This window comes from Rhodococcus sp. MurmanLake-1, assembly GCF_056945715.1.
Window position 1 is genome coordinate 113172 of the sequence record NZ_JBWZNF010000008.1, and the last position, 13998, is coordinate 127169.

Here is a 13998-nt window from a genome sequence, read left to right on the forward strand (position 1 = left end):
GCAGATTCAGCGATCTGCCGAGAGGACGAGCGCACTGTGCGGGACGGGAGAGCCGCCGGTCACGAGCACGTTGTCCAGAGTTTTGGTGGGTTGATTGGTGGAAGTGCCGCGGATCAGGCGTACACCTTCGGCAATACCGTTGACGCCGTGGATGTATCCCTCACCGAGTTGACCGCCGTGGGTGTTGATCGGCAGGCGACCGTCCAGCTCGAGATTGCCGTCGGCGATGAAGTCTTTTGCCTCGCCTCGACCGCAGAATCCGTACTCCTCGAGTTGAAGCAGAACCATCGGGGTGAAGGCGTCGTAGAGAATTGCGGCATCGATGTCGTCCGGGCCGATACCGGCCTGGTCCCACAGTTGGCGCGCCACGAGTTCGACTTCCGGCATGCTGTCGATGTCTTCGCGGTAGTAGCTGCTCATCGAAATCTGTTGTGGACCTACACCTTGCGCAGCACCGCTGATGATCGCTGGTTTGTGCGGCAGGTCGCGGGCGCGCTCCGCGCTGACGATGACCAGCGCCTGTCCGCCGTCACTTTCCTGACAGCAGTCGAGCAGGCGGATGGGGTCGGCGATCATGCGCGAGTTCTGATGATCCTCGATGGTGATCGGGCGTTCGTAGAACCAGGCCTTCGGGTTGTTCGCGGCATGCTTGCGTGAGAGAACCGAGATCTGACCGAAGTCGGCGCTGGTTGCCCCGTACTTGTGCATGTAGAGCTTGGCGAGGAAGGCTTCCTGCTGCGCCGGCGTCAGAAGCCCGTACGGGTTGATCCAGTTCCGATACTCCTGGTCCGTCGACGCGTTGTACGCAAAGGGCGGTGGCCCGGCGCCGAATCGGTGGCCTGATCTTTCGTTGAAGGCACGGTAGACGACCACGACGTCGGCGACACCACTGGAGACGGCAAGCGCGGCTTGTTGAACCGGTGCGCAGGCGCCGCCGCCGCCGTGTGGAATACGACTGAAGAACGTCAGTTCCGGGATCCCGAGAGCGCGTGCGACCGCAATCTCGGGATTGTTCTCCATGGTGAACAGCGCAAATCCGTTCACCTCTTCTGCCTCGATGTGAGCGTCGTCGAGCGCGGCGATCACGGATTCGCACGCCAACTGCCATTCACTGCGGCCGGAGTTCTTGGAGAACTCGGTGGCGCCGATCCCGGCGATGGCGGCTTGCCTCGAAAATCCTCGTGTCATGCGATTACCCTTTCCGCCGGTTCGAGGGTCACGTCGGCTGTCACGTGCGTTCCGCGAGCGTTCTTGCCGAGAACCGTCACGGTGAGCGTCCGGCCGTCGGTGTCGATCACTTTGCCGGTGAACGTCATGGTGTCTCCGGGAAAGTTCGGAACACCAAGCCGTAGTGATGTTTTGACGATTCGCGATCCCGGGCCTGACCAGTCGGTGATGTAGCGGTCGATGAGCCCGTTGGTGGTGTTGATGCTCATGAAGATGTCGGGAGTTCCGCGATCCTGCGCCTTGCCCGGATCGTGATGCACGTCCTCGAAATCCTGAGAAGCGATCGCCGTGGCGACGATGAGCGTTCGGTCCAACGGCAGTTCGAGGCTGGGAAGGGTCGAACCTACCTCGTAATCAGAAAGATTCGTCATTGCACCGATCCCCGTCGCCTCAGTTGCGGCAGCATCTCGCTGTGAGCGTGCTCGGAGAACGCCACTTCGAGTTCCATACCGAATTCGAGTTCCTCGTGATCGATGCCCGCGATGTCGGCAACCAGACGCGTGCCTTCTTCGAGATCGACGAGTCCGACGGCGAGCGGGTACTCGAAGGCAGGATCCTTCGGGTGATGAATGACCGTGAAGCTGTGCAACGTGCATCGCCGCGTGGATTCGACTGTGTCCCAACTGAACGAGCGGCATTCCGGGCAGGCGGGCGCTGGCGGGTGGCGCAGAGTCTTGCAATCCGCACACCGTTGGATCTCGAGGCGACCCTCTTTGGCCGCGGAGAAGAAGAAATCGTTGTCGTCGGTGACGGTGAGTCTCGGCACCGCGGTGTGGCGGGAGCCAGTCTCGCTCATGCGATTACCTCCTGGGCTTCTGGCTTGGTATCTGTCTGGGCATCTGGTTTGAATCTGAGCAGTCGAAAGCGCTCTTCGACCAGCGTCTTTCCGTCCTGGTCCACGTACTTCTTGAACAGAGTGATGAAGCACCCGTGACCGAGAGCCGTCTGTTTGAACGGTGAGATCGCTTCGATGGTGAAATATGCGGTGACGTGGTCTCCGGGACTCAACTCCGCGAAATACTCCTGCTCGACGTTGGTCGCGACTACGGACGTGTAGCCGGCCTCGTCCAACAGCCCGAGTAGTCGTGAATAGGCGAAATCCTCGGAGGCTCCGTCGGCGCGAAGTTGTTGGACCTGCCGATAGCGGCGGTAGCCCGCCATCACCCAGGTCGAGATCATGGCGGGTGGGCAGACGACGTCTCGACGGCCAGTGCTGCGAGCAGCGTCGGCGTCGACGTAGATCGAGTTGCGGTCGTCGTGTGCCTCGACCCAGTTGCGGATCATCGCCTCGTTGACGGCGTAGCGGGCGACGCGGGGTGGTTCAGCCTCTGCGCCGATGAAATTCGGAAACTGCGTCTGCAGGCTCTGCACTGAAATCCTCCGTGAACGAAAGTTGAGCAAGCGCTTGATTTTGAAGTTAGCATAGGAATCCGGAAGTGGAAACACGCGATCTCACCGACGAATTGGTTCGAGCCGGAGCCATCAGGCAGGATTGCGCTACGTTCGACGCCGGCAGCCCGGCACCCGCGAAACCCTGCCCTGAGCAGGACCGACAACCAGTGGAGATTTCAGTGGCATCACCAGATCGTCGGGAGAAGATCCTGGAGAGCTCAGCCGAGCTGTTCGCCAGGAAGGGTGTCGCCACCACGACCGTTCGCGAGATCGGCGACGCCGCTGGTGTGTTCTCGGGCAGCCTCTACCACTACTTCAAGTCGAAGAATGCGATAGTCGCCGAGCTCATGCGCGGCTTCATCACCGACATTCAACTCCGCTTCGATCAGGTGGAGAAGACGGCGAACGACCCCGAGGACGTCCTACGCGGCCTGATCCGCGAGACCCTGGTCGTCATCGAACTGCACCCGCACCCGACGGCGATCTACCAGAACGATCGGGCGTATCTACGCGACAACGATCTCCTGCAATCCGTCGACGGGCCTTCCCGCCAAGTCCGCGAGCACTGGATGAAAGCGATCGCCGAAGGCGTCGATCAGGGAATCTTCCGCAAAGACGTGGCCCCGGAGATTTTCTATCGATCGGTACGAGACACCCTGTGGTCGACCACGCATTGGCCGGACCGCCAGAAATACACCACCGAAGAGTTCGCGGATCTGATGATCACACTCTTCCTCTCGGGATTCAGGGTCGCCTGACGAGATCCGGCAGGTCCAGATGTTTCGGGGTTCGCCCCTGCGGCAACAGGATCGACACTGCGAACACGACCACGGCGCAGCCCGCGCACACCAGGTAGGCGACGGAGAATCCGGTCCACGACGTGGAATGTTCCGAACCGCTGATCACGAACGCGGCGAGGATCGTTGCCACCGTCGCGCTGCAGATCGTGCTTCCGGACGTCCGCAGAAGTGAGTTCACCCCGTTGGCTGCCGCCAGTCGCTGTCGAGGCACGGCAACCAGAATCAGCAGCGAGAGCGTGCTGTAGACGATGGCGGTCCCGACTGCTGTGATGCCCAGTGCTGCAACCACTCCCCACAGCGGCTTACCGGCAACGGCGTGAATCCCGTACCCGCCGGCGAGGAACACGGCACCGGTCAACATCGCGGTCCGTGAACCGAAGCGGTCGGTGATCCGCACCGCAACCGGTGAGAACAGCACCATCGCGATACTCGCCGGAATCTGGCAGAGCGCTGCTGCGATGATCGACAGGCCATACCCGGCGCCCGGCCCCTTCATCCCCTGGAGGAGTTGTGTAGTGATCAGTGTGTTCCCGAAAAATGCGAACCCGACCAGCAGAGCCGCCAGATGCGGGATCAACACCGCACGCTTCACGAGAGCACGGACGTCGACCAGCGGATTGACGTTGCGCCGCTGTTGAATTACCCAGAGCGTGAACAGCACCGCCGACGCGGCCAGCATGGAGATCACCGCTCCGCTGGTCCATCCCCAACTCGACCCCTGAGTGATCGGCACGAGCAGAGCGATCATCGCGGCGCTCAGACCGACAGCCCCGACGCCGTCGAATCTTCCCGACGGATTCGGCTCGGACTCTCGAATGAACAGCACCGCAGCAAGAGTCACGGACAGTCCGATGGCGGTGGTTACCCAGAACAGGACGTGCCAGTTCGAGTACTGCGCGATCATCGCAGAAAACGGTATGCCCAAAGCGGTTCCGACGCCGAGCGTCGAACTCATCATGGCCACTGCGCCGTTGACCTTGTTGCGTGGCAATTCGTCACGGAGCATGGAGATTCCGATGGGGATGACCGCCGACCCAGCTCCCTGCAACGCTCTCGCGAAGATGAGGACAGCGATGTCCGACGACAGCGCACACAACATCGAGCCGAGAGTCATCATCGAGAAGGCAACCAGAAGCATCTTCTTCTTGCCGAACATGTCGGCGAGCCGGCCGAAGATGGGAGTGACGACGGCGCCGACCAGCAGCGTGACGGTCACCAGCCAGGACACCGCCGTACGTCCAGCGCCGGTGAAGTGCGGCAACTCCGGCAGCAGTGGAACGATGACCGTCTGCAGAACAGCCTGGAACACGGCGGCGGCGACAACGATGGGAAAGAGGAAGCGGGAGCGCGGCTGCGCGAGACTCGCGTCGGGGGTGGTGGCTGCAGGCGTGCCCGGCGGACGGTCGAGCGTCGTCACCCCACACCGCCTGTTCCCACTTGGTAAATATCCGTTCACCTACATTAGGTGAACGGATATTTACCAAGCAAGAATTGTGATGCCGCTCACCCGTCGAGCAGCTTTTGGACAAGTGGTGCGTACAACGCAACCACTTCGTCCTGGGTGCCGGTGGCATGGCCGGCCATCATCCGTCGGCGCATGATCGCCACTCCGACCACCATCGACATCGCCAGTTCCGCGCGCAATCTCGCGTCGGGGCCGGACAGGCGAGCGGCGAGGGTGTCGATCATCTGCGTCGAATAGTTCTCGCGCAGCTTGCGGTTGCTCTCTTCACTGACGCCGCTCATGAACAACAAGCTCATGGACAGCGGCTTGTACGACTCCAACGGCTTGGTGAACAGCGAGACCATGCGCTCGCCGAGCGAGTCGTTCGGGGCGTCGAAGACCGTGACCGCCGCTGCCCGGAAGTCGACCAACTCGTCGTACAACTGCTCTTTGGAACCGAAGTACTTGATGATCAGCGGAGCGCTGACGCCTGCGTCTTCGGCGATGTCCTTGAGCGTGATTTCGCGGTACGGCCGAGTCGCGAATGCTTTCCCGGCCGACGCGATGATCTGCGCACGCGTCTGCTCGGACGTACGACGCACCTGCTGACCTTGCTCCGTGCCGCTCATCAAGCGTTCCGCGACAATTCACGACGGCCGGACAATGCCCGACCCAGCGTCAACTCGTCTGCGAATTCGAGATCGCCACCCATCGGAAGACCCGAGGCCAACCGAGACACCGTCAGCCCCGGAATGTCTCGCATCATGCGAACGAGATAGGTGGCTGTCGCCTCACCCTCCGTGTTGGGGTCGGTGGCGATGATGACCTCGGACACGTCGACGCCGTCCTCCTGATTTGCGATGCGAGCCAACAACTCCCGGATACGCAACTGGTCCGGCCCGATCCCCGAGAGCGGATTGAGCGCACCGCCGAGCACGTGGTAGCGACCCTTGAACTCACGGGTGCGTTCGACGGCCTGGACGTCCTTCGGTTCCTCCACGACGCAGATCACCGTGCGATCGCGACGTGCGTCGGCGCAGATGCGGCACTTCTCCTGATCGGACACAGTTCCGCACACCGTGCAGAACTGAACGCCGTCACGGATGCGCTGCAATGCATTTTTCAAACGGTCGATCTCGGGAGGCTCCACGGAGAGCAGGTGAAAAGCGATGCGTTGAGCGCTCTTCGGCCCGACTCCGGGAAGCTTCCCGAGTTCGTCGATCAGATCCTGAACCGGACCTTCGTACACGCGTTCTCGTTTCTAGAAGCCGGGGAGACCGGGAAGGCCTCCGCCGAGTCCGCCGGCCAACGGGCCGAGCTTCTCAGCAGCGACTTCCTGTGCTTTGCGCGAAGCGTCCTCGATCGCGCCGATCACCAGATCCTGCAGCGTCTCGACGTCTTCAGGGTCGACGACCTTGGGATCGATCTGCAGACCGACAACCTCGCCGGTGCCCTTGACCGTGGCGACAACCAGTCCGCCACCGGCCTGACCGGTCACTTCGGCCTGAGCCATTTCCTGCTGCGCCGCCATCAATTGCTGCTGCATCTGCTGAGCCTGAGCCAACAGAGCAGACATGTCGGGTGCTCCACCTGGTTGCACGAGCGGTCCTTTCTACAGAGTTATCCCCACCAGCGTAGTCGGTGCGCGCTACCGTGAGCGGGTGCGCCGGAACCAGTCAGACACCGTAAAACCGTCAGGTAGGTCAAACATGGCATCACGTGTGTTCCGCTCCACTGCCCTGATCGCCGTGGTCGGGGCTGGGCTTCTGAGCGCTGCGTGCACGATTCCGACCGAGACTGCCGAGGCCACGACTTCGGTCGAGGTGTCTCCGCTCAGCACTGTGGCCGCTGACGTCCCCGCTGCGCTCACCGGCAAGGTCGTCTTCCTTGATCCCGGGCACAGCGGGGCGAACGACGACAGCATCAACACCCAGGTCCCCACGGGCCGCGGCGGCACCAAGAACTGCCAGACCACCGGCACCAACACCGATGCCGGGTTCCCCGAGCACACCTTCAACTGGGAAGTCGCGAGCCTGGTCAAGGGCGAACTCGAAGGCCAAGGCGCAACCGTCGTCCTGAGTCGACCCGATGACGTCAGCGTCGGATCATGCGTCGACGCACGTGCCGAAGCTGCCAATTCCTCCGGCGCCGACGTAGTGGTGAGCATTCACGCGGACGGCGCAGCAGCGGGGGCCGAGGGCTTCCATGTCTGCTACTCCGCGCCCCCGCTGAATACGGTGCAGGCCGGCCCGTCCGTCGCCTTTGCCGAAACCATGCGCGACTCACTCGTCACCGCCGGGCTCACCCCGTCGACCTACATCGGTGACGACGGGTTGGCGCCACGCGCCGATCTGACGGGTCTCAATCTGTCGCAGCGGCCGTCGATTCTGGTCGAACTCGGCAACATGCGAAATGCCGACGAGGCAGCGCGCATGACGAGCCCGGACGGTCAGCAGGAGTATGCAGCCGCCGTCACCAGCGGAGTCACGGCCTTCCTGACAACCCCCTGACCTGGCTTCTGTGGAGAAATCCCGATTGTCCACAGGAAACTCGGCACCGTCCCGCTAGCCAGCTCACCTGGATACGGTTCTGCCATGGGGCCGATACTTCAGGTAGATTTCGCTGCTCTGCAGCAACTTTCAGCTGATCTGTCTCGAATTGCGGATCAGATCTCGGGGATCGATTCCGTCGGCCCGATTTTCGAAGCCGCGGCGGCCCTGAATTCGTCCGCTGTCGCGGCTGTGTCGACTGGGAATGCAGGCGTCATCGCCGACGCGTACCGGCACCTGGCTACGCAATTGGGACTCATGGCGTCGGGAACTGCTGCCGCAGCACGTCTGTACGACGCTGCCGAGGGCGAAGTGGTGTCCGAACTGCGCGGAGCCTACTGATGCGGCCCACCGTCTCTCAGCTTCGAACGTGGTCACCGGAGAAATTGCGCACGAGCGCTTCGGAACTGATCGACATCGACCGGCAGATCGAAGTTCTCGGCAATGACGCCGGACGCAGCATCGACGCCGTCCGCGAATTCTGGCAGGGACAAGCGTCGAGCGCGGCGGCAGTGCAGTGGTCTGGCATCTCGCTTTCCTCGTCGCGGCTGTCGATTGCCGTTCGCGTAGTTGCGGATCTGTATGGCAGAGCAGCCAATACGATCGGGGCAGCGCGAAAATCAATTCTGGACCTGGTCGAGGAGGCGACTCTCGAACACGGCTTGACGGTGTCAGACAGTGGAGCTGTATCGGCACCTGAGACGAAGCAGCCCTGGAATCTGGCCGACGTCATGCAAGATTCCGAAAATGCCACGGCTGCACAGATTTTTCAGCAAAAGATCTCCACTGCATTGACGGCACTCGACGACGAAGACAACCGGGCCGCGACTGCTCTGGGTGAGGCATTCCGGGAGATCGGATCACTCCTTGGTAATCAGACTGATCGCCTCAACCGCACTGTCGTCGACATCATCGATGGGAGGTCGACACTCCCCGGGACACCAACGGAGCTACACCGACTGTGGGAATCGCTCACTCCCAGCGAGAAAGACGCGTTGGCGAGGTGGGATCCGTCCATCGGTAGCCGCGACGGCCTTCCCGCTCTAGACCGGGACTACTACAACCGGCGGTACCTCTCTGCGCTCGAGCAGTTGCCGGATCGAACGGTAGCTGCCGGATACACGGCCGTGCGCGGCGAACTGCGACCGGACACGTTCCTTCTCTCGGTCACGGATGGGCACGCCGTAGTGGCAGTCGGTAATCCCGATGCCGCCGACAACGTCGCAACACTGGTTCCCGGAACCGGCTCCGGGCTGTCGGGCGTCGGCGGAGATCTGCAACGAACCAAGGCCATGTACGACGCGGCGGTGAGGGCGGCGCCAACGGAAGCCACATCAGTGATCCTGTGGTCCGGATACGACGCTCCCCCAGGCATTCCCGATGCAGCCTCGGATCGGTACGCCAACTCCGCGGCGCCGAGGCTGGACAGCTTCCAGGACGGGTTACGAACCTCGCATGACGGTCAGCCGTCGCACAACGTGGTGATCGGTCATTCCTACGGCAGCACCGTCGTCGGTGCTGCGACTACCCGTGGCGCTTCTCTCGACGTCGACGAACTGGTTTTTGTCGCAAGCCCGGGCGTCGATGTCGAGCGCGTGAACGAACTGAGCCTGGACGGCGTCGACTCGGACGAGGTGGCGCGCCATGTTCATTCGACGACGGCCTTCTGGGATCCGGTCCAATTGATCCCCAAGATCCTCGGACTCCACGGGTTCGACCCGTCGGATCCGGAATTCGGCGCGCAGATATTCGCCGGATCACCCGGGCAGCCTGGGTTCGGAGTTCACAGCGACTACTGGGAAAGCGGAAACCCCGCACTCACCGAATTGGCGCGGATCATTACCGGCCCATGAAAGAAGGCGCCGTACCGGTGAAGGTACGACGCCATCTCGGTGATGCAGGATCAGTTAGACGAGTTCGCGCTTGAGGTTGTCCAGGACCTGGGCCTGGATGCGCTGCAGACCCTTCGGGGCGAACGTGCGCTCGAAGAAACCGCCGATACCGGTGGCACCCTGCCACTGGGTGAGCGTCGTCACCGTCGTTCCGGTGCCGTTAGGGGCAACGGTCCAGGTGGTGACGAGACTGGAGTTCGCGTCCTTCTCGGTGATGACGTTGCCGTCGACCGTAACGGTGGCCTTGACGTTGCGCGAGCGCTTTTCCGTCGCCTTCAGCGTCCACTGCGCGACGGTGCCGTCACCCTGGCCGCCTTCGACGACCTTGTAGTCGAGGTACTGCTCGGACAGAATCCGCGGGCGAACCGTCTCGTAGTCCGCGAGCGCCGCGAGCACCTTGTCGGGTGCTGCTGTGACGACTATCGAACTCATTGCATTGACCTGACCCATATGCCCTACGTCTCCTTGCTCGACCAACGCGGCTCGATACCGCGAATGACTACCCGAATCCGCACCTCGAACTGCGCAGATATTCCTTTCCATACTGCCTGCTGCGCCCGGGTATCTCGACCATCTACCCATTCCGTGTGAGCTGGTTCACCACTCGGAGCATTTACCGAGTTCGATTGCAACAACTCGATCAAATTCGGGCATTAATACCCCTCCGGATAGCTTGCACACGCAACTACCGATAGCGTCAGGGTGTGACTCTCTCGTTCAATGGGGTAGTTCAGAAGTTAGATCGAATCCGGACAAAGCAAGGCCCGGGTTCCGATGCTGCGCGTGAAATGGGGTTCGAGCAGCACAGAGAAGGCGTCGAACGCCTACTCGCGTCATACCGCGCCATTCCCGCCGATGCTTCTGTACGCCTGGCAAAGAAGACATCCAATCTGTTCCGCGCTCGCGCCAAGACGTCGGCCCCCGGCCTCGACGTCAGCGGTCTGGCAGGTGTCATCGCCGTCGATGCGCAGGCGCACACAGCCGACGTCGCCGGCATGTGCACCTACGAAGACCTCGTCGACGCGACACTGCCCTACGGTCTGGCGCCAATGGTCGTACCTCAACTCAAGACCATCACCCTGGGCGGTGCGGTGACGGGCCTGGGCATCGAGTCCACCTCGTTCCGCAACGGCCTGCCACACGAGTCGGTGCTCGAAATCGACGTACTGACCGGCAGCGGCGAGATCATCACCGCAACGCCGGACGGCGAACACGCCGAACTGTTCTTCGGTTTCCCCAATTCCTACGGCACACTTGGCTATTCGACGCGATTGAAGATCGCACTCGAACCCGTCAAGAAGTACGTCGCCCTGCGTCACGTGCGCTTCGATTCGTTGAAGAAGCTCGAAGAAACGATGGATCGCATCGTCACCGAGCGCGAGTACGACGGGATCGCCGTCGACTATCTCGACGGGGTGGTCTTCACCGATTCCGAGAGCTACCTCACACTCGGCGTACAAACCGACGAGGAAGGTCCGGTCAGCGATTACACCGACCAGGACATCTTCTACCGGTCGATCCAGCATCCGTCACTCACACAGCCCAAGACGGATCGCTTGACCATTCGGGACTACCTGTGGCGCTGGGACACCGACTGGTTCTGGTGCTCACGGGCTTTCGGTGCACAGAACCCGAAGATTCGACGCTTCTGGCCCAAGCAGTACCTGCGCAGCAGCTTCTACTGGAAGCTGATCGCCCTCGACCACAAGTACGACATCGGAGATCGCCTCGAAAAGCGCAAGGGCAAGCCCCCGCGCGAACGCGTCGTCCAGGACGTCGAGGTACCCATCGAACGAACCGCGGACTTCGTCTCTTGGTTCCTCGAGGAAATTCCGATCGAACCACTGTGGTTGTGCCCGTTGCGTCTTCGTGAGCCCAGCCCGGCCGCTGCCTCAGCTTCTCGGCCGTGGCCCCTCTACCCCCTCGAACCCAAGCGCACCTACGTCAACATCGGCTTCTGGTCTTCGGTGCCGATCGTTCCCGGCGAGCGCGAGGGGGCAGCAAATCGACTGATCGAAGAAAAGGTCAGCGATTTCGACGGACACAAATCGCTCTACTCCGACTCCTACTACTCGAAGGAAGACTTCGAGGAGCTGTACTACGGCGGCGACCGGTACATCGGACTCAAGGAACGCTACGACCCGAAATCCCGTTTATTGGATCTATTCTCTAAGGCGGTGCAACGTAAATGACCACGTTCAAAGACTCCAAAAGCCAGGACAAGCTCTCTATTGCCGAGATTCTCGAGACGCTTTCCGACGGCATGCTGCCGCTTCGATTCACCGCGTACGACGGCAGCACCGCCGGTCCCGAAGATGCCGACTACGGACTGCACCTCAAGTCGACTCGCGGAACCACTTATCTCGCAACGGCGCCCGGCGACCTCGGCATGGCCCGCGCGTACGTCTCCGGCGATCTCGAAGCCGAGGGTGTTCACCCCGGTGATCCGTACGAGATCCTGCGCATCATGGGTGACGAACTCCACCTCAAGCGCCCGTCGGCACTGACACTCGCCAGCATCACCCGCTCACTGGGCTGGGATCTGTTGCGGCCCATCGCCCCGCCGCCCCAGGAACACCTTCCTCGCTGGCGTCGCGTCGCAGAAGGACTGCGTCACTCCAAGACTCGTGACGCCGAAGTCATCCATCACCATTACGACGTCTCCAACACCTTCTACGAGTACGTCCTCGGCCCGTCCATGACGTACACCTGTGCCGCCTACGACAATGCGGAACAGACGCTCGAAGAAGCCCAGGAGAACAAGTACCGCCTGGTGTTCGAGAAGCTCGGACTCCAGAAGGGTGATCGACTTCTCGACATCGGTTGCGGCTGGGGCTCGATGGTTCGCTACGCGGCCCGACGCGGCGTCAAGGTGATCGGCGTGACTCTCTCACGCGAGCAAGCGGATTGGGCACAGAAGGCCATCGAGGACGAGGGCCTCGCCGATCTCGCCCAGGTCCGTTTCTCCGACTACCGCGACGTGGCCGAAACCGGATTCGACGCAGTGTCCTCCATCGGCCTGACCGAGCACATCGGCGTCGGAAACTACCCGGCGTACTTCGAGTTCCTCAAGGGCAAGCTGCGTGAAGGTGGGCGTCTGCTCAACCACTGCATCACCCGTCCGGACAACCGAAGCAGTGCCAAGGCAGGCGGATTCATCGACCGGTACGTCTTCCCCGACGGGGAGCTCACCGGTTCGGGTCGCATCATCTCCGAGATCCAGAACGTCGGTCTCGAGGTGCGCCACGAGGAGAACCTGCGCGAGCACTACGCACTGACGCTCGCCGGATGGTGCCAGAATCTCGTCGACAACTGGGACGCCTGCGTCGCCGAGGTCGGCGAGGGAACCGCACGCGTCTGGGGCCTGTACATGGCCGGCTCACGACTCGGGTTCGAGCGCAACGTCGTTCAGCTGCACCAGGTTCTGGCCGTCAAGCTCGGCCCCAAGGGTGAGGCGCATGTGCCGCTTCGCCCGTGGTGGAAGGCCTAGGGGCAAAGCCCCTGTGCGCCTTTTTGGTAGTCGGCACTACCAAAAAGGCGCACAGGTGCCGCAGGCACCCGACTGCGTCCTCACCCAGCCTCCCCGCCGCAAGACCGTCTCCACCTCGTGCGCAACCTGGCACGGGGTCTTCATCACCTCGTCGAATCCGTAGACCAACCGCGGACGACCTGCCAGCTCTGCCGCATTGTCACGGCGGCGATCACGAAATGCCACTTCTGCCATGGAATGCGCCCACCGACCGTCGAGACGCACGATCAGCGGCACACTGACTTCGCTGTAGTCGCAATCCTCGTACAGCGTGCGGCCGTCGACGCGGACCGGAGACTGGCGTCTGGCCGACGGCAACCCGTGCGCCTGCTCCACGTCGACCGCATAGTGGTATTCGAGCGTTGACTGCACCCCGTCTGCCAGGAGTCGTACCGCATCGGAAAGCGCACCCTTGAATCGATGTGGTGTTCGTTCGTCAATCCGACGACGCACATCGTTCAACGGAATTCGCGCATTTGTCACTGTGGTGATGAGTGAAACGTAGGCGCTTCGCGCTGTGGATTCGGCGGTCGCAAGATCAATCGCGGTATCCGCCCGCGACGTTCGAGGTATGACTGACGGCACGCCGATGTATCGGTGGGCTCGGGATCGGTGGACGACTACCCCAGGGTGAACCACGCCACCCACTCTGACAAGTGCACCCGACGTTCGCGCTGGAACTCGGCGGATTGTCGCGGACTGACAGCGAGCCGACTTGCCGTATGGCACGGTGACATGGACTGGCTTGTCTGCGTCGATGCGACGCATTCCCCATTCCTCAGCTGCAGTGTCGTGGCTCAGAATCGCTTGCGGGCCACCATAAAGCCAAGCGGCGTTCAAGATCATTTCTCTGGTGAGCGGGCCAGCGGTCACTGCATACACGCCTTGTAGAACGCGCTGCCATTCGCCGCGGTCCAGAAAGTTCCGCAGCATCCCTCGGTTGTACCCGAATGACGAGAGTTGCTGTTGCCGTACCAGACCGGATTGCGCATCGAGAATCCGGAGAAACTCGCTTCCACCATGAGACGTAGTCATGGCACCAAGCGTCAGGCCGAACTCCGACAGGACTGACGTGAAATTCGCTGTCGGAGTTCGTCTGTGGATAACTCACCAGCTGGGGATAAACCCCTGTGCGCCTTTTTGGTAGCCGTAACTACCAAAAAGG

At 61.8% G+C, this 13998-nt stretch carries 16 protein-coding genes; 6 read left to right on the forward strand and 10 right to left on the reverse strand.

Annotation, left to right across the window (positions count from 1 at the left end; genetic code table 11):
* Window positions 1–6: 6 nt before the first annotated feature.
* The 4 genes from AC2ETI_RS22110 to AC2ETI_RS22125 are packed head-to-tail and all read right to left on the reverse strand — an operon-like array spanning window position 7 to window position 2598.
* Window positions 7–1188 (reverse strand): lipid-transfer protein, encoded by a 1182-nt coding sequence (locus AC2ETI_RS22110; RefSeq protein WP_047888076.1) that lies wholly within the window; start codon window positions 1186–1188, stop codon window positions 7–9.
* Window positions 1185–1598 carry a hotdog family protein gene (locus AC2ETI_RS22115; protein WP_020968218.1) on the reverse strand — a complete coding sequence of 138 codons (414 nt, stop codon included), beginning with the start codon at window positions 1596–1598 and terminating at the stop codon, window positions 1185–1187. Before AC2ETI_RS22115 ends, AC2ETI_RS22110 begins: the two co-directional genes overlap by 4 nt.
* Entirely contained in the window at window positions 1595–2023 is a 429-nt protein-coding gene (locus tag AC2ETI_RS22120) for a Zn-ribbon domain-containing OB-fold protein (protein ID WP_047888075.1), read from the reverse strand. Before AC2ETI_RS22120 ends, AC2ETI_RS22115 begins: the two co-directional genes overlap by 4 nt.
* A complete protein-coding gene (locus AC2ETI_RS22125) occupies window positions 2020–2598 on the reverse strand; it encodes an FAS1-like dehydratase domain-containing protein (RefSeq protein ID WP_483634392.1) in 579 nt (192 codons plus the stop codon). The genes AC2ETI_RS22120 and AC2ETI_RS22125 overlap by 4 nt, the downstream gene beginning before the upstream one ends.
* 65 nt (window positions 2599–2663) lie before the next feature.
* Here AC2ETI_RS22125 and AC2ETI_RS22130 point away from each other — a divergent pair, with 65 nt between their 5' ends.
* Entirely contained in the window at window positions 2664–3377 is a 714-nt protein-coding gene (locus AC2ETI_RS22130; RefSeq protein ID WP_020968216.1) for a TetR/AcrR family transcriptional regulator, read from the forward strand.
* Here the strand turns inward: AC2ETI_RS22130 and AC2ETI_RS22135 are convergent.
* From AC2ETI_RS22135 to AC2ETI_RS22150, 4 genes are all read right to left on the reverse strand, one after another.
* Complete coding sequence (locus AC2ETI_RS22135; RefSeq protein WP_069147121.1) at window positions 3364–4836, reverse strand: MFS transporter; 1473 nt, start codon at window positions 4834–4836, stop codon at window positions 3364–3366. The genes AC2ETI_RS22130 and AC2ETI_RS22135 overlap by 14 nt on opposite strands.
* 86 nt (window positions 4837–4922) lie before the next feature.
* Window positions 4923–5492 (reverse strand): TetR/AcrR family transcriptional regulator, encoded by a 570-nt coding sequence (locus AC2ETI_RS22140; protein WP_007731538.1) that lies wholly within the window; start codon window positions 5490–5492, stop codon window positions 4923–4925.
* Entirely contained in the window at window positions 5492–6112 is a 621-nt protein-coding gene (gene recR, locus AC2ETI_RS22145; RefSeq protein ID WP_003943917.1) for a recombination mediator RecR, read from the reverse strand. The genes AC2ETI_RS22140 and recR overlap by 1 nt, the downstream gene beginning before the upstream one ends.
* Window positions 6113–6124: 12 nt before the next feature.
* Window positions 6125–6463: a YbaB/EbfC family nucleoid-associated protein gene (locus AC2ETI_RS22150; RefSeq protein WP_003943929.1), complete on the reverse strand. Its 339-nt coding sequence runs from the start codon at window positions 6461–6463 to the stop codon at window positions 6125–6127.
* A gap of 109 nt (window positions 6464–6572) precedes the next feature.
* Here AC2ETI_RS22150 and AC2ETI_RS22155 point away from each other — a divergent pair, with 109 nt between their 5' ends.
* The 3 genes from AC2ETI_RS22155 (at window position 6573) to AC2ETI_RS22165 (ending at window position 9265) form a co-directional block, all read left to right on the forward strand.
* The gene (locus AC2ETI_RS22155) at window positions 6573–7373 is read left to right on the forward strand and encodes an Rv3717 family N-acetylmuramoyl-L-alanine amidase (protein ID WP_070796491.1); all 801 of its coding nucleotides are present in this window, start codon (window positions 6573–6575) and stop codon (window positions 7371–7373) included.
* A gap of 84 nt (window positions 7374–7457) precedes the next feature.
* A complete protein-coding gene (locus AC2ETI_RS22160; protein ID WP_483634393.1) occupies window positions 7458–7754 on the forward strand; it encodes a hypothetical protein in 297 nt (98 codons plus the stop codon).
* On the forward strand, window positions 7754–9265 hold the full coding sequence (locus tag AC2ETI_RS22165; protein ID WP_483634394.1) for an alpha/beta hydrolase: 1512 nt from the start codon (window positions 7754–7756) through the stop codon (window positions 9263–9265). Before AC2ETI_RS22160 ends, AC2ETI_RS22165 begins: the two co-directional genes overlap by 1 nt.
* Window positions 9266–9319: 54 nt before the next feature.
* Here AC2ETI_RS22165 and AC2ETI_RS22170 read toward each other — a convergent pair whose 3' ends face one another.
* Entirely contained in the window at window positions 9320–9754 is a 435-nt protein-coding gene (locus AC2ETI_RS22170) for an SRPBCC family protein (protein WP_019746544.1), read from the reverse strand.
* A gap of 338 nt (window positions 9755–10092) precedes the next feature.
* Here AC2ETI_RS22170 and AC2ETI_RS22175 point away from each other — a divergent pair, with 338 nt between their 5' ends.
* Window positions 10093–11496, forward strand: a complete 1404-nt coding sequence (locus AC2ETI_RS22175; protein WP_483634433.1) for an FAD-binding protein — start codon at window positions 10093–10095, stop codon at window positions 11494–11496.
* Window positions 11493–12794: a class I SAM-dependent methyltransferase gene (locus AC2ETI_RS22180; RefSeq protein WP_003943932.1), complete on the forward strand. Its 1302-nt coding sequence runs from the start codon at window positions 11493–11495 to the stop codon at window positions 12792–12794. The genes AC2ETI_RS22175 and AC2ETI_RS22180 overlap by 4 nt, the downstream gene beginning before the upstream one ends.
* A gap of 36 nt (window positions 12795–12830) precedes the next feature.
* Here the strand turns inward: AC2ETI_RS22180 and AC2ETI_RS22185 are convergent, their stop codons facing one another.
* Window positions 12831–13868 carry a type IV toxin-antitoxin system AbiEi family antitoxin domain-containing protein gene (locus AC2ETI_RS22185; RefSeq protein WP_003943834.1) on the reverse strand — a complete coding sequence of 346 codons (1038 nt, stop codon included), beginning with the start codon at window positions 13866–13868 and terminating at the stop codon, window positions 12831–12833.
* Window positions 13869–13998 lie beyond the last annotated feature (130 nt).